Origin of the sequence: Georgenia yuyongxinii, from assembly GCF_006352065.1 — a bacterium.
GTDB lineage: Bacteria > Actinomycetota > Actinomycetes > Actinomycetales > Actinomycetaceae > Georgenia > Georgenia yuyongxinii.
In genome coordinates, this window is record NZ_CP040915.1 from 3,814,037 (window position 1) to 3,831,591 (window position 17,555).

Consider the following 17,555-nt stretch of genomic DNA (forward strand, 5'->3'; position numbering starts at 1 on the left):
GTTGGGAGGTGCACCCTTAAGGAAGGCGTCTTATGCGAGCCACAAGGAAGTCCCTCGCGCTGACCCTCGGCGTCGCGACCATGCTGGCCGTGGCTGCGTGCGCCCCCTCCACCGGAGGTGGCGGGAACGAGAGCACCAGCGGGTCCAGCGAGTCCACCACCGAAGCCGCCGAGGGTGGCGGCGAGCCGATCAACATCGGCATCATCACCTCGACCACCGGCCCGCTCGCCGCGTACGGCGAGACCTTCGTCGACGGATTCGAGGCCGGCCTGGACTACGCCACCGACGGCACCGGCGAGGTCAACGGCAGCCCCCTGGAGGTGAAGTTCGAGGACGATGGCGGCGACACCGACCGCGCCGTCACCCTCGCCCGTGACCTCATCGGCCAGGGCTACACGATCCTCGGCGGCACCGCCTCCTCCGGCATCGCCCTGTCGCTGGCCGAGCAGGCCGAGCAGAACAAGGTGCTCTACGTCTCCGGCCCCGCGGCGTCCGACGCCATCACCGGCATCAACGACTACACCTTCCGCTCCGGTCGCCAGTCCCTGCAGGACGTCGCCACCGCCGGCTCCTTCGTGGACGTCGAGGGTCAGCAGGTGCTGGTCCTCGCCCAGGACAACGCATTCGGCCAGGGCAACTTCGCCGCCGTGCAGGCGGTCCTCGGGGCCAAGGGCGCCGAGGTGACCTCGGTGATGGTGCCCGAGGACGTCACCGAGTTCACCCCGTTCGCCGCGCAGGTGCGCGACGCCGCACCGACCATGGTGTTCGTGGCCTGGGCCGGCGCCACTTCCGGTGCGATGTGGCAGGCCCTGGACCAGCAGGGCGTGCTCGACGACATCACCGTCGTCACCGGTCTGGGCGACGCCTCGACCTTCGGCGCCTACGGCGCGGCGTCGGACAAGATCGACTTCCTCAACCACTACTTCCCCGGTGCGCCGGACAACGAGATCAACGCCGCGATGGTCGAGCACGTCGAGGCGGCCGGTGGCACGCCCGACCTGTTCACCCCGGACGGCTTCACCGCCGCCCAGATGATCGTCCGCGCGATCGAGGAGGCCGGCGGCGCCGACGACGTCGACGCCATGATCGCCGCGCTGGAGGGGTGGAGCTTCGACGGGCCCAAGGGCAGCTACACGATCCGTGCGAGCGACCACGCCCTGATCCAGCCGATGTTCCAGGTCAAGCTCGTCTCCGACGGCAACGGCGGCTGGACGCCGGAGCTCGTCTCCGAGGCGGCAGCGGAGGACGTCGCCCCGCCCGAGGCCGGCTGACCTCGTCCGAGGCCCAGCTGACCTCGGCCGAGGCCGGCTGACGCGCCCCACACCGGGCGGCCGTCCGCTCCGGACGGCCGCCCGCGCAGACCGCACCACCGGCGCCACGCCACCCGGCCCCCGAGCACGCCACCCGGCGCCCCGAGAGGACACCATGCCCAGTTCCGCCGCGCTCACCGTCGAGTCCCTGAGCTTCCAGGTCGGCGGCGCCAAGATCCTCACCGACGTCAACCTCGAGGTGGCGCCGGGCGAGATGATCGGCGTCATCGGCCCCAACGGGGCCGGCAAGACCACGCTGTTCAACATGATCTCCGGGATCCACGCCCCCACGGCCGGCCGGGTGCTTCTCGGGGGCACCGAAATCACCCACGAGCCGATCCACCGCCGGGCCAAGGCCGGGCTGGGCCGGACCTTCCAGACCTCCAACCTCTTCCCCGGGCTGAGCGTGGCCGAGAACGTGCGCCTGGCCGCCCAACGGCACCTCGGCGGGAACCTCTCGGTCTGGCGCTTCCCGCGCCGGGGCGACCATGCCTCCACCCTCGCCGCCGGCTACCTGGACGAGGTGGGGCTGACCGACCTCGCCGAGGCACCGGCCAGCGGCCTGTCCCACGGCGACAAGCGGAAGCTCGAGATCGCCGTCCTGCTGGCCATGGACCCCAAGGTCATCCTCCTGGACGAGCCCATGGCCGGGGTGGCCCGCGCCGACGTGCCGGGCCTGAGCGAGGTCATCCGCCGCATGCACCGCGACCACAAGTGCACCGTGCTCATGGTCGAGCACCACATCGACGTGGTCCTCGGCCTGGTCGAGCGGGTCGCGGTGCTGCACCAGGGCACCATCCTCGCCCTGGACCAGCCCGACGCGATCATGGCCGACCCGCTCGTGCAGAGCGCCTACCTGGGAGCCCCCGTATGAGCCCCATCCTCGAGGTCGAGCACCTCTCCGCCACCATCGCCGGCCAGCCGGTCATCGAGGACATCACGTTCTCCGTGCCCGCCACCGGCGTCACCGCCGTGCTCGGGCGCAACGGGGTGGGCAAGACGTCCACGATGAAGGCGGTGATGGGTCTCATCGCCCGGTCCGGGAAGGTCGTGTTCGACGGCGTCCGGATCGACCGGGAGGACACGCACCGCATCGTCCGGCGCGGCATCGGGTACGTCCCCGAGGACCGTGAGGTCTTCGGCTCTCTGACCGTGGCCGAGAACCTGCGCCTGGCGGAGCGGGACGCCCACCCACGGCGGGACCTCGTCGAGCAGCTGTTCCCGGACCTGGTCCGGCGCGGCGGGCAGCGGGCCGGCACGCTCTCCGGCGGGCAGCAGCAGATGCTGTCCCTGGCCCGCGCGCTGCTCAACGACAACCGGCTGCTGCTGGTGGACGAGCCGACCAAGGGCCTGGCCCCCAAGATCGTGACCGAGGTGGCCGAGGCGCTCGAGGAGGCGGCCCGCACCGTGCCGGTCCTGCTCGTCGAGCAGAACCTGCCGGTCATCGAGCGCCTCGCCGCCGACGTTGTCGTCATCGACTCCGGCCGCGTCGTCCACACCGGCCAGGCGGGCGCCCTACTCGCCGACGCCGAGGCGGTCCACCGGCTGCTCGGCGTCCACGCCGACACCGCCGACTCCGTGGCCGCCGACGCCGTGGCCGCGGCCACCGCCCCGGAAGGAGTGAAGTGAGCACCATCGTCCTGCTGCTGATCACCGGACTGGGCCTGGGGGCGCTGTACTTCCTCGTCGCCTCGGGCCTGTCGCTCATCTACGGCCTGATGGGCGTGCTCAACTTCGCGCACGGCTCGTTCCTCACCCTCGGCGCGTTCGCGGGCTGGGAGGTCGCCCGCCGCATCGGGCCAGGGACGTGGACCGGCTTCCTGGTCGCGCTGCTGGTCGGGGCACTGGCGGGGGCGCTCATCGCCGCCCTCACCGAACTCCTGCTCATCCGCCCGCTGTACAACCGGCACATCGAGCAGGTGCTCGTCACGGTCGGCCTGGGCCTGGCCACCGTGGCGCTGTTCGAGGGCATCTGGGGCACGGACGCGATCAACATCTCCGGGCCGGAGTGGCTCAGCGGCACCACGACCATCCTTGGTGCTCGCGTGCCCAACGACCGCTTCCTGGCGATCGCCGTCGCCGTGCTCGTGCTGGCCGCGCTGGTCGCTTTCCTCAAGTTCACCCGGTTCGGGCTCATCATCCGCGCGGGCGTGGAGAACCGCGCCATGGTCACCGCGCTGGGCATCGACGTGCGCCGCTCCTTCACCCTGGTGTTCGCCATCGGGGGCGCGGCCGCGGGCCTCGGCGGTGTGCTCGCCTCGCAGTACTTCGACTACGTCTCCGCGCACCTGGGTGCCACGCTGCTGATCTTTGCGTTCATCGTCACCGTCATCGGCGGCCTCGGCTCCCTGGGCGGGGCGGCCGCGGCAGCGGTGCTCGTGGCCATCCCCCAGCAGTTCGCCAACTACTACTGGGGCGTGGGCGACCTCATCGCGGTGCTGGCCCTCGCCGTCGTCCTGCTGCTGCGACCCTCCGGACTGATGGGAGCGAAGGCATGACCACCTCAACCCACGCGCCCGAGCGCACCGACGCATCCACGCCCGAGCCGCGCCGCGCCCGCGGCGGCCAGGTGTCCCGGCGGGGCCTGACGCCCTGGCTGGTGGGCATCGGCGTGGCCGTGGTCATGTTCTGCCTGCCGCTGCTCAACCTCTCCCTGCCGGGCGTGCTGCCCGGGCCGACCTACACCCCCGGCAGCCTGCACCTGCTGGCCCTGTGCCTGCTCTTCGCAGCCCTGGCGTTGAGCTACCACCTGCTCTACGGCGTCGCCGGCATGCTCAGCTTCGGCCACGCCCTGTACTTCGCCGCCGGCGCGTACGGGCTGGCGATCCTGCTCGACCGCACGGAGCTGGGGCTGCTCACCGCCGGGGCGCTCGTGCTCGTCGGCGCGATCGTGCTGGCCAACGTGGTGGGCGCCATCTCGTTGCGGGTCAGCGGTGTCTCCTTCGCGATGGTCACCCTGGCTTTCGCCCAGGCCGGCAACGTCCTGGCGCGCCGCAACACCGCTGGCCTCACCGGCGGCGAGGAGGGCGTGGGCCTGCGCACCACCAACGTGCCCGACGCGCTCATCGGCGTGGTCAACACCCGCACCATCTACTGGGTGGCGCTCGCGGTGCTCCTCGTGGTCTACGTGGTCGTCACCTGGGTGCAGCGCTCCCGGGCCGGTCACGTGGTCGAGGCCACCCGCGAGAACGAGATGCGCGTGCGGGTCATCGGCCAGCAGCCGTACCTCATCCGGCTGCTCACGTTCGTCATCGCCGGCGCCCTGGCCGCCCTCATCGGCATGGCCTACCTCGTGCTGCAGTCCCAGGCCGTACCGCAGATCTCCTCCGCCGACTTCACGATCACGGTGCTCGTCATGGTCGTGCTCGGCGGTGTCGGTTCACGGTGGGGCGCCATCGTCGGGGCTGTCGTCTACACGCTGCTCGACCAGCGCCTGGGCGTCTTCGCCTCCTCCGCGTTCGTGGACTCCCTACCGGCGGTGCTGCGGGTACCGCTGGGTGAGCCGCTGTTCATCCTCGGCGTCCTGTTCATCCTGGTGGTGCTGTTCATGCCCGGCGGCATCGCCGGCGCCGTGGACCGGCTGCGCCGCGGCGGCTCGGGGCGCAGCGGCACGGGCCGCGGCGGCGCAGGGCACGGCGGCAGACGCCGCGTCGGCAAGGGCCGCCGGGCCGCCGGCTCGCACAGCGAGACCGCCGCGGAGAGCACCGAGCGGCAGCGCCTCGAGGAGCTCGCATGAGCGACAACCGGCACACCATCGGCCGCTGGACCGCCGACCGCGCCCGGCTCAGTCCCGACGCCGTCGCGATCGAGGAACGTGGCCACGCCACCACCTACGCACGCCTCGACACCCGCGCCACCGCGCTGGCCGAGCGCCTCGTCCGGGCCGGGTACGGCCGCGGGGACCGGGTGGCCACGCTGACCCGGAACAGCACCGACCACGTCGTGCTCTTCTTCGCCTGCGCCAAGGCCGGCCTCGTCCTCGTGCCCCTGTCCTGGCGCCTGTCGACCGACGAGCTGGGCTACCAGCTGCGGCACGCCCGCCCGGCCCTCGTGCTGGTCCAGGCCACACTCGCGGACAGCGCCCGGGCCGCGCTCGCGGGGCTCGACCCGGCCCCCGCCGTCGAGCTCCTCGGCGCCGACGGGGTGGAGCAGCACGTCCCCTACCCGGTGCGAACCGATCCCGCCCCGCCTGGGCCGCAGCGACCGGTGGCCGACGACGACCCCTTGCTGATCGTCTACACCTCCGGCACGGCGAGCGCCCCCAAGGGCGCGATCCTCACCCACGCGAACTGCTTCTGGACCAACCTGTCCCTCTCCGGCGCGATCGGGCTGACCGAGCACGACGTCGTCCTCGCCGTGCTCCCCCAGTTCCACGTGGGCGGGTGGAACATCCAGCCGCTGCTGGCGTGGTGGACCGGCGCCACCGTCGTCCTCGAGCCCGAGTTCGACGCCGGCCGGGCGCTGGCGGCGATCGCCGCGCACGGGGTCACGACCACGATGGGCGTACCGACCATCTACCGGCTCCTCGCCGAGCACCCCACGTTCGCCGACGCCGACCTGTCGAGCCTGACCCACGCCGTCGTCGGGGGGGCCACGATGCCCCCGGCGCTGCTGCGCACCTGGCACGATCGCGGAGTCCGGGTGACCCAGGGCTACGGCCTCACCGAGGCCGGACCGAACGTCCTCGCCCTGCCCGCTTCCGACGCCGCCGCGCACCTGGGGTCGGTGGGCAAGCCCTACCCGCACGTGGAGGTCACCGTCACCGACCCCGCCACCGGGCAGGTGCTGCCCGGGAGCGGCCGCGGCGAGCTGCTCGTGCGCGGACCGAACGTGTTCGCCGGGTACTTCCGCGACCCGGAGGCCACCGCCGAGACGCTGCGGGACGGCTGGCTCCACACGGGGGACCTCGTCGAGCGCGATGCCGAGGGGTTCTTCCGCGTCGTCGACCGCATCAAGGACATCTACATCTCCGGCGGGGAGAACATCGCGCCGGCCGAGGTCGAGGCGGCCCTGACAGCCCACCCGGAGGTCCTCGAGGCGGCCGTGGTCGGTGTGCTCGACCAGCGCTGGGGCGAGGTGGGGCACGCGTACGTGGTCCGGGCGGCCGGGTCGCGGCTGACCTCCGAGCAGGTCATCGCCCACACCCGCACCCTGCTCGCCGCGTTCAAGGCACCCCGCACGGTCGACTTCGTCGACCAGCTGCCCCGTACCGCCCTGCACAAGGTGCGGCGCGGCGCGCTCCCCCGCCCGGCACCGACCGCGGGCCGGGCGGGAGAGCCGCCCGCGGGTCAGCCGGGGGCGGGTCACCCGGTGGTGGGTCGGCCGGCGACGGGTCAGCCGGCGGCCGCACTGCGGCTGGTCTCCGGCGACGAGGGGGCGGCCCGATGAGCGCCCTGCCCCGCACCGAGCGCGGTGGCCGCACCCGCGCGAAGATCCTCGAGGTCGCCACCGCCGTCTTCGCCGAGCGCGGCTACCACGACGCCTCGATCGTGAAGATCACCGAGGCCGCCGGGGTGGGCCAGGGGACGTTCTACCTCTACTTCGCCTCCAAGCAGGAGGTGTTCGAAGAGGTGGTCCGCGACCTGAACTCCCGCGTGCGGCGGGCGATGTTCGAGGCCTCCAACGGTCAGGCCGGCCGGCTGGCCGCGGAGCGGGAGGGCTTCCGCGCCTACTTCCGCTTCACCGCCGACAACCCGGCCCTCTACCGCATCATGCGGCAGGCCGAGTTCGTCGCGCCGCACGTGCTCCGCGAGCACTACGAGCGCATCGCCGCCGGGTACGTCGCCGGCCTGCAGGACGCCCAGCAGCACGGCGAGCTGGCCGAGTCGATCGAGCCGGAGGTCGCCGCCTGGGCGCTCATGGGCATCGGCGAGCTGGTCGGCCTGCGCTGGGTGCTGTGGGAGCACGAGAACGGCAACGGCCACGCGACCATGCCCCCGCACGTGTTCGAGTCGACGATGCGCCTCATCGAACGGGCCCTCACGCCGCTGCCCGGCGAGGGGTCCACCACGGAAGGACGGTCCTCATGAGCTCCACGTCCCTCGCCGGCCGCCGCGCCGTCGTCACCGGGGGTGGCGCCGGCATCGGCGCCGCCTGCGCCCGCGCCCTGGCCGCCGAGGGCGCGCACGTGGTCGTCGCGGACCGGGACGAAGCCGCCGCCACCGCCGTCGCCAACGAGGTGAACGGTGAGGCCTGGGTGGTGGACCTCGACAACACCCGCGCCCTCGACGGGCTCGCGCTCGAGGCCGACGTGCTGGTCAACAACGCCGGCATCCAGGTGGTGCGCCCCATCGAGGAGTTCGACCCCGAGGACTTCCGCCGCATCCAGCGGCTCATGATCGAGGCACCGTTCCTCCTGGTGCGCGCGGCCCTGCCGCACATGTACGCCCGGGGCTGGGGCCGGGTGGTCAACCTGTCCTCGGTTCACGGCCTCATCGCGTCACCCTTCAAGGTCGCCTACGTCACCGCCAAGCACGCCTTGGAGGGCTTGAGCAAGGTCACCGCCCTCGAGGGCGCCGCGCACGGTGTCACCAGCAACTGCGTCAACCCGGCATACGTGCGCACCGCGCTGGTCGAGAAGCAGATCGCCGACCAGGCCCGGGTGCACGGCATCAGCGAGGCCGAGGTGGTCGAGAAGGTGCTGCTCACCGAGCAGTCGGTCAAGCGCCTCGTCGAGCCGGAGGAGGTGGCCTCCCTGGTGGTGTGGCTGACCGGCCCGCACGCGGGCATGGCCACCGGCGGTTCCTACACGCTGGACGGGGGGTGGCACGCACGATGAGCATCGACAGCGCGCCCCGCACGCACACCTACACGGAGCTCGACGTGGCCGTCGACGGCGGCATGCTGCACGCCGGGGTGTGGGAGCCCCGCGGCGCCCATGACGAGTCCCGCGCGGCGACCGACGGCGAGCCCGGCGCGCCCTCGGACGGCGTCCCCACCGTCCTCGCGATCCATGGCATCACAGCCACGCACCGCGCCTGGGACTGGGTGGCCCCGGCCCTGGCCGGGACCCGGGTGGTGGCGCCCGACCTGCGCGGCCGCGGCCGCTCGAACACACTCACCGGCCCGTTCGGCATGGCGCGCCACGCCGACGACGTCGCCGCCCTGGCGCGCGACGTCGGCGCACGGCAGGTGGTGGTCGCCGGGCACTCCATGGGCGCCTTCGTCGCCGTCGTGCTGGCCCACCGCCACCCGGACCTGGTGCGCTCGCTCGTCCTGGTCGACGGTGGCCTGCCGCTGGCCCTGCCGGCGGGCCTGGACGCCGACGCCGCCATGACGGCGGTCCTCGGCCCGGCCGCCGAGCGGCTGGCCATGAGCTTTCCGGATCACGCGGCCTACCGAGAGTTCTGGCGGAGCCATCCGGCGTTCGCCACGTGCTGGGCAGAGGACCTCGGCGGCTACTTCGACTACGACCTCGAGCCGGTCGACGGCGTCTTCCGCGCCTCGGCCCGCCTCGAGGCGATGACCGGCGATCAGCGCGAGCTGTTCACCGGGGAATCCTTGCTGCCGGCGCTGTCCGCCCTCGCGGTGCCGACCACGTTCCTGCGCGCCCCGTTCGGCCTCATGGCCGATAACCCGCTCTACCAGCCCGGAACGGTGGAAGAGTGGCGCGGACGGCTGCCCACCCTACGGTCGGTCGAGGTGCCCGACGTCAACCACTACACGATCGTCATGACGCCCCCGGGCGCAGCCACCGTCGTCCGCGAGATCACGCGGCACCTGGCAGCGAGCACCCCATGAGCGGACTCGCAACGCCCCCTCTCCGTCGGACGGACCCGCCAGACGCGGGTCGCGGAGCGAAGCAACGATCGCGGTCATACCTGGCATTCGCACATCGAGGTTCCCCGGACGAGGCGGGGACGGCACAGTGAATCGGCACGAGCGACGAGGAGGTCCTGGCGTGGACGGGTTGGACAAGGTGGTGGGTTCGGCCGCGGAGGCGGTGGCGGACATCGGTGACGGTGCGTCGTTGGCGGTGGGCGGGTTCGGGTTGTCGGGCAACCCGATCGCGTTGATCGAGGCGTTGCTGGCGCAGGGTGCGAGCGGCCTGGAGGTGGTGTCGAACAACTGCGGGGTGGACGACTGGGGGCTGGGCATCCTGCTCGGCGCCGGGCGGCTGGCGAAGATGACCGCCTCCTATGTGGGGGAGAACAAGGAGTTCGAGCGGCAGTTCCTCTCCGGGGAGCTGGAGGTCGAGCTGACCCCGCAGGGCACGTTGGCGGAGAAGCTGCGCGCGGGTGGGTCGGGGATCGCGGCGTTCTTCACCCCGACGGGGGTGGGCACGCAGGTGGCCGAGGGTGGTCTGCCGCGCAGGTACGACGGCGCGGGCCAGGTGGCGGTGGCGTCCCCGGTCAAGGAGGTGCGCATGTTCGACTTCGCCGGCGGTAGCCGTGAGTTCGTGCTGGAGGAGGCGATCACGACCGACTTCGCCCTGGTGCACGCGATCCGGGGGGACCGGCACGGGAACCTGGTGTTCAACAAGGCGGCCCGGAACTTCTCCCCGTTGGCGGCGATGGCGGGGCGGGTGTGCATCGCCCAGGTCGAGGAGCTGGTCGAGCCGGGGGAGCTGGACCCGGACGAGGTGCACCTGCCGGGGATCTACGTCCACCGGCTCGTCGAGGTGGGCGGCGGGATCGAGAAGCGGATCGAGAAGCGCACCGTGCGTGAGGGGAGCAACTGATGGCGCTGACCAGGCAGGAGATGGCCGCGCGGGCGGCCCTGGAGCTGGCCGACGGGTCCTACGTGAACTTGGGGATCGGGTTGCCGACCCTGGTGCCCAACTACGTGCCGGCCGGCCGGCAGGTGGTGCTGCAGTCGGAGAACGGGATCCTCGGCGTCGGGCCGTACCCCGTCGACGCGGACGTGGACCCGGACCTGATCAACGCCGGCAAGGAGACCGTGACGACCCTGCCGGGTGCGGCGTACTTCGACTCGGCCCTGTCCTTCGGGATGATCCGCGGCGGGAAGATCGACGTGGCGATCCTGGGCGGCATGCAGGTCTCCGCCGGAGGGGATCTGGCCAACTGGATGATCCCGGGGAAGATGGTCAAGGGCCCGGGCGGGGCGATGGACCTGGTCCACGGCGCCGGGAAGGTCATCGTCCTGATGGAGCACAACGCCAAGAACGGTGACGCGAAGATCGTGACCGAGTGCTCCTTGCCGCTGACCGGCCGGGGGGTGGTGGACCGGATCATCACCGACCTGGCCGTCATCGACGTGACCGACGAGGGGCTGGTGCTGGTCGAGACCGCCCCCGGGGTGTCCGTGGAGCAGGTGCGTGAGCGCACCGAGCCGGCGCTGACCGTCGCCGCGGACCTGGTCACCGTGGGGGTGCGGGCATGAGCGCCACCGACCCCATCACCACGCCAGCGGCCGGGGCCGCGTCGAACGGGCAGGGGCCCGCCGACGTCGTCATCGTCGGTGCGGCGCGGACCCCGCAGGGCAAGCTCCGCGGCCAGCTCGCGTCCTTCGCTGCCACCGAGCTGGGTGCAGCCGCGATCCGCGGCGCGCTGGCCCAGGGCGGGGTGCCGGCCGAGGCGGTGCAGGCGGTGATCCTGGGTCAGGTGCTGCAGGCCGGGGCCGGGCAGAACCCGGCCCGGCAGGCCGCCATCGGCGCGGGCATCCCCTGGTCCGCGCACACCGCCACGGTGAACAAAGTCTGCCTGTCCGGGCTGACCGCGGTCATCGACGCCGCCCGGCTGCTGCGTTCCGGGGAGGCCGAGGTCGTGGTCGCCGGGGGCATGGAGTCGATGACCAACGCCCCGCACCTGCTGCCGGGCTCGCGGGCCGGGTACGCCTACGGGCCGGTCACCCTGCTGGACCACACCGCCCACGACGGGCTCACCGACGCCTTCGACCATGAGGCCATGGGCACCTCCACCGAGCGGTACACCACCGAGCGCTACCCGCTGACGAGAGAGCAGCAGGACAGCGTCGCCGCCGCCTCCCACCAGCGCGCCGCCAAGGCGTGGGAGAACGGGACGTTCACCCCCGAGGTGGTCCCGCTCACCGTGACCACCCGCAAGGGGCAGACGGTCGTGGACACCGACGAAGGCATCCGGCCCGAGACCACGGTGGCGACCCTGGCCAAGCTGCGGCCCGCGTTCACTCCGCAGGGGTCCATCACCGCCGGGAACGCCTCCCCGATCTCCGACGGCGCCGCCGCCGTGGTCCTGACCACCCGCCAGGTGGCCACCGAGCGGGGCTGGCCGGTGCTGGCCACCGTGCGGGCGGCCGGGCAGGTCGCCGGGCCGGACACCTCCCTGCACGCCCAGCCGGCCCGGGCGATCGAGGCCGCCCTCAAGCGGCAGGGCTGGGACGCCCACGACCTCGACCTCGTCGAGATCAACGAGGCCTTCGGCGCCGTCGTCGCCCAGTCCACCGCCGAGCTCGGCGTCGACCCCGCCAAGGTCAACCCCCACGGCGGCGGCATCGCGATCGGTCACCCCATCGGCGCCTCCGGCGCCCGCCTCGTGGTCCACGCCGCCCACCAGCTCCACGCCGACCACGTCCAACGCGCCGCCGTCGCCCTCTGCGGCGGCGGCGGACAGGGCGAAGCACTCCTCCTCGAAGCCTGACCGCCCGAGGGGACCACGAACGCCCGGTGCGTCACTGACGCACCGGGCGTTCGCCGCCGTCCGCTGGTGATGCGGGAGATCGGACGGCGTGCGGCTGGGGCGACCCGGGAACAGTGGTGCCGCCTCGCGCTACGACGTGCGGTCTGCCGCGACCTCGCGGGCTGCGGCCAGCGCGCCGGTGAGCAGCTCGAGGAACCGGTCGGGCACCTCCAGGTGTGGGCTGTGCCCGATGCCCTCGAGCACGACCTCCTCGTACGACCCACCGTTGGCGGCGAACCGGTCCAGGACGGCCCGTGTCTGGGCCACCATCGGCTGGCGCGGGTAGACCTCCTCCCCCGGCCAGCCGGGCACGGCGCCCAGCGCACCGAGGTGCCCGAAGTCGAACAGCGAGGCGTCGGAGACGATCGCGTCGACGTCGCCACGGATCCAGGTGACCGGCCCGATCCCGGGTGTCTCGGCGACGTCACTGACGTCGAAGAAGGCCGGGGAGAGGGCGTTGTTCATGCCGGTTGTGCCGGGCGCGACGCCCGGCCAGTTCTCGCTGGGCACGACCGTGCCGGGGTAGTGGTCGTCGCCGGTGCGGGTGGAGAGCACGGAGTCGACGAGCAGGTCCTCGTCGTCCCCGGAGAAGCTCGGGGCCACGTAGAACGCACGAAAGACGTTGCGCGGGGAGTGCGGGTGCTCGGCGGTGCGGTCGCCGGCCGCGAGTGCGGCGATGAACTCGGGGTTCACGGTGCCGCCGCCAGAGCCGGCGTGGTCGTCCCAGATCGGGGCCCCCTCGGTGCCGCGGGTGCCGCCGAACCCGTAGGGCGACATCGGCGCCTCGAGCACGATCGCGCCCACCCGTTCCGGGTGGTCGATGGCCAGCTGCAGCACGGCGCCGGCGCCCGCGGAGTGCGCCACGAAGTCGGCCCGCTCGATGTCCAGCGCGACCATGAGCGCGAGCAGGTCGTCGGCGAAGTCACCCATGCCCTGGGTGGCATCGATGGGCAAGGGCTCCGTGTCGCCGAACCCGCGCAGATCCGGTGCCACGCCGCGATGGCCGGCGGGCAGCCGTTCGAGCAGACCTTGGAAGAACGCCGACGACGAGCAGTTGCCGTGCACGAGGATCACCGTGGGCTGATCGCGGGTGCGGGCGGCCCAGGTGTCGCCGTCGAGGGTGGCATGGTCGCCGTCCTCCAGGGCGGCGGTCGCGCGCACGTGCACGCGCAGCCGGTCCGTCGTCACGTCGAACTCGTGAACCGTCATGGTCTCTCCCCCACTTCGACGGCGCCGTCGCCGCCCTGCCAGCACGATAGGTGCGTAGATCGCCCGCGTACCGCCTTTCGGCCCGGTGTGCCGGGTTCTGGCTGTCCGCGCCCTGCCTTGGCTGCCGTGCGCCCTCATGACCGCGCCGCGTGATGGGATAGCAGGCATGACGAGCACCACCGCGCCCGACGGCACGACCAGGGCGTCCGACGCCGCCACCAGCGTCGAGACCGCCGACCCGTACGCCTGGCTGGAGGACGTCGACGGCACCGAGCCGCTGGCCTGGGTCCGGGAGCACAATGCCGATGCCGAGGCGGCGCTGGCGGCGTCGGCGCGGTTCGAGGAGCTGCGCAGCGGGATCCTGCAGGTGCTGGACTCGACCGAGAAGATCCCGGCCGTCGCCCAGCGCGGCGCGCACCTCTACAACTTCTGGACCGACGCCGAGCACGTCCGGGGGGTGTGGCGGCGCACCACCTGGGCCTCATACCGCACGGCCGACCCGCAGTGGGAGGTCCTCATCGACGTCGACGCCCTGGCGGAGGCCGAGGGGGTCGGCTGGGTCTGGCACGGCGCCCGGGTGCTCCGGCCGTCGTTGACCCGCGCGCTGGTCGCACTCTCCCGCGGCGGCGCCGACGCGGACGTCACGCGCGAGTTCGACCTGACGACCCGGTCCTTCGTCGAGGACGGGTTCAGCCGCCCGGAGTCCAAGGGCGGGATGGGCTGGGCCGACGCCACCGGCGACGCCGTGTTCGTCTACACCGACGTCGGCGAGGGCTCGATGACGACGTCGGGCTACCCCCGCACCGTGCGCCGCTGGCGGCGCGGTTCCGCACTGGCCGAGTCCTCCGAGATCTTCGCCGGTGAGGTCACCGACCTGTCCATCGCCGCCGTGCACGACACGACCCCGGGCTTCGAGCGCGACTTCGTGGTGCGGGCCCGCGCGTTCTACGACTCCGACACCTACCTGCTCGGCGACGACGACGTGCTCACACGGTTGGACGTGCCGCGCTCGAGCGAGCCCGGCGTGCACCGTGAGTGGCTGACCGTCGAGCTGCGTGAGGACTGGGCGGTGGCGGGACGCACGTACCCCGGCGGGGCGCTGCTCGCGGTCCGGTTCGACGATTTTCTCGCCGGTGCCCCGGACTTCGAGGTGCTCTACGCCCCCACGGCGACGACGTCGCTGGCGGGCATGAGCTGGACCCGCCACCACCTTGTGCTCAACATCCTGGACGACGTCACGAACCGGCTCGAGGTGCTCACCCCGCCCACCGGCGCCGGGGCACCCTGGCGCCGGCGACCGCTGGACCTCGGCGGCGGTAGCACGCGAGTCGAGCTCCCCGAGCTGGCGACGATCGCCGTCGGCGCCGTGGACCCGGACGAGGAGGACGCCCTGTGGGTGACCACCTCCGGCTTCCTTTCCCCGACAACACTGTCGCGTCTCGACCTCGACACCGACGGCGCCACCACCGCCGTCGAGCCGCTGAAGGCGTTGCCGGCGTTCTTCGACGCGACCGGGCTGCACGTCGAGCAGCACTTCGTCACTTCGGCGGACGGCACGCGCGTGCCCTACTTCCAGGTCTCACGCGAACCGGTGGCCGATGACGCGCAGGTGCGTCCCGCGCCGACGCTGCTCACGGGCTACGGCGGGTTCGAGATCTCCCGGCTTCCCGGGTACTCGGGCTCGGTCGGGCGCTCGTGGCTCGAGCGGGGCGGGGTGTACGTCGTCGCCAACATCCGCGGCGGGGGCGAGTACGGACCTTCCTGGCACCAGGCGGCGCTGCAGGAGAAGAGACACCGGTCGTACGAGGACTTCGCCGCCGTCGCCCGCGACCTGGTCGCCCGCGGTGTGACGGACCCTGCGCACCTCGGCGCGCAGGGCGGGTCGAACGGCGGGCTGCTCGTGGGCAACATGCTGACCGGGTACCCCGAGCTGTTCGGCGCCGTGGTGTGCCAGGTGCCGCTGCTGGACATGAAGCGGTACTCGCACCTCCTCGCCGGGGCGTCGTGGATGGCTGAGTACGGCGACCCCGACGCGCCCGAGCAGTGGGAGTTCATCCGCACGTTCTCGCCCTACCACCTGTTCGACCCGGCCGTGGCTCACCCGCCGGTGCTGTTCACAACCTCGACCCGCGACGACCGCGTCCACCCCGGGCATGCCCGGAAGATGGCGGCGAAGATGCTCGAGGCCGGCAAGGACGTCACCTATTACGAGAACATCGAGGGCGGGCACGGCGGTGCGGCGACCAACGCGCAGGCGGCGTTCATGCAGGCGCTTGCGTTCGAGTTCCTCTGGCAGCGGTTGACGTGAGCGTCGCGGACGGCGGCGCCGGGGAGTGCGTGTTCTGCCAGATCGCCAGTGGTGCCGAACCCGCGAGCATTGTGCGAGCGGACGATGAGGTGCTTGCGTTCCTCACGCACCAGCCGGTCAACGCTGGGCATGTGCTCGTGGTGCCACGAACACACGTCGTGGGTCTCGCGGACCTGCCTGACGCGACAGGCGCGGCGATGTGGAAGCTGGCGCAGGAGATCGCGACCACCCTGCGGCACGACCCGGCATGGTCCGACGGCGTGAACCTGCACCTGTCGGACGGTGCCGCCGCCGGCCAGCACGTCTTCCACGTGCACCTGCACGTCATTCCGCGGTTTCGCGGTGACGGCCTGCGCATCACGGACGAGCGGCATCACCCGCCCACGCGGCACGAGCTCGACGAGGCGGCGACCAAGCTGCGCGGTGCCTTGGGGCGGTAGGTCCTCCCCCGGCTCTCCGTCGCAGACCTCCCACCGCTTCTCCTGGGCCCGACCTGCCGCTCGGCGAGCCTGACATCGCCGCGAATGGGGCGCCGCGACTGAGGGCCCCCGCTGGAAGGCAGTCAGTTCTGGGTCGGTCGCCAGAGCACGAGGGCACCGCCGTTGCTGGTGGTCACCCGGCGCACCCGCGTGCCGCGCGGCACGGCGACGACGTCACCTGTCGGGCCTGCCGCGAAGATGCGGTGGCCTGGGTCGACCACCGAACGTAGCGAGTCGAGCTGGGCGCGGATCCGGGCGAGCTCGCGCTCCAGGTCCAGGATCCGCTTGATCCCGGCGAGGTTGACGCCCTCCTCCTGGCTCAGCCGCTGAACCTCTCGAAGCATGGCGACGTCACGAAGGCTGTACCGCCGTCCGCGACCGGGCGTGCGCCGCGGCTCCACGAGCCCGACCCGGTCGTACTGGCGGAGCGTCTGGGGGTGCATGCCGGCGAGCTCCGCGGCCACCGAGATGGTCAGGACGGGTGCGTCCTCGCGCGGGTTCGTCGGTGTCATGGCCCCTCCTTCCGGTATCTGCACTTCGCCGTGACGGGCCGGAGGTCACCGGCCCGCCACGGGATCACTTCGCGGCGGCCTCGGCCAGCCCGGACCGGGGATTCACCCCGTCATTGGCCTCGGCGAACGCCTTGACCGCGGCCTTCGCCGCGCTGCTGAGCCGGCTCGGCACCACCACGTTGACGGTGACGAGGAGGTCGCCGTCGGGCGCGGAGGGGATGTTCAGGCCCTTGCTCCGCACACGCAGCGTCCGGCCCGACGGCGTACCCGCCGGGACCTTGACCTTCACCGTGCGCCCGTCGAGCGTGGGGACGTCGATCGTGGCACCCAGGGCGGCCTCGTCGAACGTGATGGGCACCGTGATGCGCAGGTGCTTGCCGTCCAGTGAGAACACCGGGTGGGGCTCCACCTGCACGGCCACGATGAGATCGCCGGGTTCGCCGCCCCCGGTCCCTGGCTGTCCCTTGCCGCGCAAGCGGATCTTCTGACCGTCGTGCACCCCGGGCGGGATGCGAGTGGTCATGGTGCGACCGTCCACGGTGAGCAGGACGGTGGCACCGGTGACCGCCTGCCGGAAGGGCAGCTTCGTCGTCGCCGTGATGTCGCCGCCGCGCTGCGCCCGCCGGCGCGAGCCGAAGCCGCCACCGCCGAACATGCCCGAGAGGATGTCTTCGAAGCCACCGGTGCCGGTCCCGGTGCCCGTGCTCGTGGGCCCGCCGGAGTAGCGCACCCGCGTGCCGCCGGGCGCGCCGGCCCCCTGGCCGAACATCCCGCCGAAGAGGTCCTCGAAGCCGGCGCCGCCGGCGCCACCGGACCCGGCGGAGAAGCGCGCCCCGCCGCCGGCCATGGCGCGCAGCGCGTCGTACTGCTTGCGCTGCTCGGGGTCGGAGAGGACCGCGTAGGCCTCACCGACAGACTTGAAGCGCTCCTCGGACTTGGTGTCCCCCGGGTTGTGGTCCGGGTGGTACTTACGGGCGAGCTTGCGGTAGGTCTTCTTGATCGTGTCGGCGTCGGCGTCCTTCGCGACGCCGAGGGTGGCGTAGAAGTCCTTCTCGAGCCAGTCCTGGCCGGTCATCTCGCCTCACCTCCTCGATCGTGCGGTGCCGCGGCGGGAAACCCGC

The 17,555-nt window shown here is 72.5% G+C and carries 17 protein-coding genes; 14 read left to right on the top strand and 3 right to left on the bottom strand.

The annotated features are described in order from the left end of the window. The first annotated feature begins 32 nt into the window (after positions 1 to 32). The 12 genes from FE374_RS17325 to FE374_RS17380 all read left to right on the top strand — a co-directional run bounded on the left by FE374_RS17325 (position 33) and on the right by FE374_RS17380 (position 11,887). Complete coding sequence (locus FE374_RS17325; RefSeq protein WP_139930575.1) at positions 33 to 1,271, top strand: substrate-binding domain-containing protein; 1,239 nt, start codon at positions 33 to 35, stop codon at positions 1,269 to 1,271. 154 nt (positions 1,272 to 1,425) lie between these two features. Then, the gene (locus FE374_RS17330; protein ID WP_139930577.1) at positions 1,426 to 2,184 is read left to right on the top strand and encodes an ABC transporter ATP-binding protein; all 759 of its coding nucleotides are present in this window, start codon (positions 1,426 to 1,428) and stop codon (positions 2,182 to 2,184) included. Further along, positions 2,181 to 2,939: an ABC transporter ATP-binding protein gene (locus FE374_RS17335; RefSeq protein ID WP_139930579.1), complete on the top strand. Its 759-nt coding sequence runs from the start codon at positions 2,181 to 2,183 to the stop codon at positions 2,937 to 2,939. Before FE374_RS17330 ends, FE374_RS17335 begins: the two co-directional genes overlap by 4 nt. Further along, complete coding sequence (locus FE374_RS17340) at positions 2,936 to 3,808, top strand: branched-chain amino acid ABC transporter permease (protein WP_139930581.1); 873 nt, start codon at positions 2,936 to 2,938, stop codon at positions 3,806 to 3,808. Before FE374_RS17335 ends, FE374_RS17340 begins: the two co-directional genes overlap by 4 nt. Continuing rightward, the gene (locus FE374_RS17345) at positions 3,805 to 5,046 is read left to right on the top strand and encodes a branched-chain amino acid ABC transporter permease (protein WP_139930583.1); all 1,242 of its coding nucleotides are present in this window, start codon (positions 3,805 to 3,807) and stop codon (positions 5,044 to 5,046) included. Before FE374_RS17340 ends, FE374_RS17345 begins: the two co-directional genes overlap by 4 nt. Beyond that, a complete protein-coding gene (locus FE374_RS17350) occupies positions 5,043 to 6,698 on the top strand; it encodes an AMP-binding protein (protein ID WP_139930585.1) in 1,656 nt (551 codons plus the stop codon). Before FE374_RS17345 ends, FE374_RS17350 begins: the two co-directional genes overlap by 4 nt. Further along, complete coding sequence (locus FE374_RS17355) at positions 6,695 to 7,339, top strand: TetR/AcrR family transcriptional regulator (RefSeq protein WP_139930587.1); 645 nt, start codon at positions 6,695 to 6,697, stop codon at positions 7,337 to 7,339. The genes FE374_RS17350 and FE374_RS17355 overlap by 4 nt, the downstream gene beginning before the upstream one ends. Next, positions 7,336 to 8,088: an SDR family NAD(P)-dependent oxidoreductase gene (locus FE374_RS17360; RefSeq protein ID WP_139930589.1), complete on the top strand. Its 753-nt coding sequence runs from the start codon at positions 7,336 to 7,338 to the stop codon at positions 8,086 to 8,088. The genes FE374_RS17355 and FE374_RS17360 overlap by 4 nt, the downstream gene beginning before the upstream one ends. Next, positions 8,085 to 9,050: an alpha/beta fold hydrolase gene (locus FE374_RS17365; protein WP_139930591.1), complete on the top strand. Its 966-nt coding sequence runs from the start codon at positions 8,085 to 8,087 to the stop codon at positions 9,048 to 9,050. The genes FE374_RS17360 and FE374_RS17365 overlap by 4 nt, the downstream gene beginning before the upstream one ends. 160 nt (positions 9,051 to 9,210) lie before the next feature. Next, complete coding sequence (locus tag FE374_RS17370) at positions 9,211 to 9,990, top strand: CoA transferase subunit A (protein WP_230978374.1); 780 nt, start codon at positions 9,211 to 9,213, stop codon at positions 9,988 to 9,990. Next, positions 9,990 to 10,652, top strand: coding sequence for a CoA transferase subunit B (locus tag FE374_RS17375; protein WP_179957332.1), 663 nt, complete (start codon positions 9,990 to 9,992; stop codon positions 10,650 to 10,652). The genes FE374_RS17370 and FE374_RS17375 overlap by 1 nt, the downstream gene beginning before the upstream one ends. Continuing rightward, positions 10,649 to 11,887, top strand: coding sequence for an acetyl-CoA C-acetyltransferase (locus FE374_RS17380; RefSeq protein WP_139930593.1), 1,239 nt, complete (start codon positions 10,649 to 10,651; stop codon positions 11,885 to 11,887). The genes FE374_RS17375 and FE374_RS17380 overlap by 4 nt, the downstream gene beginning before the upstream one ends. Positions 11,888 to 12,016: 129 nt before the next feature. On the opposite strand, the gene FE374_RS17385 is transcribed toward FE374_RS17380, so the two are convergent. Continuing rightward, positions 12,017 to 13,135: an alpha/beta fold hydrolase gene (locus FE374_RS17385; RefSeq protein ID WP_139930595.1), complete on the bottom strand. Its 1,119-nt coding sequence runs from the start codon at positions 13,133 to 13,135 to the stop codon at positions 12,017 to 12,019. Positions 13,136 to 13,301: 166 nt separating this feature from the next. Here FE374_RS17385 and FE374_RS17390 point away from each other — a divergent pair, with 166 nt between their 5' ends. Further along, positions 13,302 to 15,443, top strand: a complete 2,142-nt coding sequence (locus FE374_RS17390) for a prolyl oligopeptidase family serine peptidase (protein WP_139930597.1) — start codon at positions 13,302 to 13,304, stop codon at positions 15,441 to 15,443. After that, complete coding sequence (locus tag FE374_RS17395; protein WP_223173571.1) at positions 15,440 to 15,883, top strand: HIT family protein; 444 nt, start codon at positions 15,440 to 15,442, stop codon at positions 15,881 to 15,883. Before FE374_RS17390 ends, FE374_RS17395 begins: the two co-directional genes overlap by 4 nt. Before the next feature lie 122 nt (positions 15,884 to 16,005). On the opposite strand, the gene FE374_RS17400 is transcribed toward FE374_RS17395, so the two are convergent. Both FE374_RS17400 and FE374_RS17405 read right to left on the bottom strand, forming a co-directional pair. Then, on the bottom strand, positions 16,006 to 16,434 hold the full coding sequence (locus FE374_RS17400; protein WP_139930600.1) for a heat shock protein transcriptional repressor HspR: 429 nt from the start codon (positions 16,432 to 16,434) through the stop codon (positions 16,006 to 16,008). A gap of 64 nt (positions 16,435 to 16,498) precedes the next feature. Continuing rightward, positions 16,499 to 17,509, bottom strand: a complete 1,011-nt coding sequence (locus FE374_RS17405) for a DnaJ C-terminal domain-containing protein (protein WP_139930602.1) — start codon at positions 17,507 to 17,509, stop codon at positions 16,499 to 16,501. Positions 17,510 to 17,555: the final 46 nt, after the last annotated feature.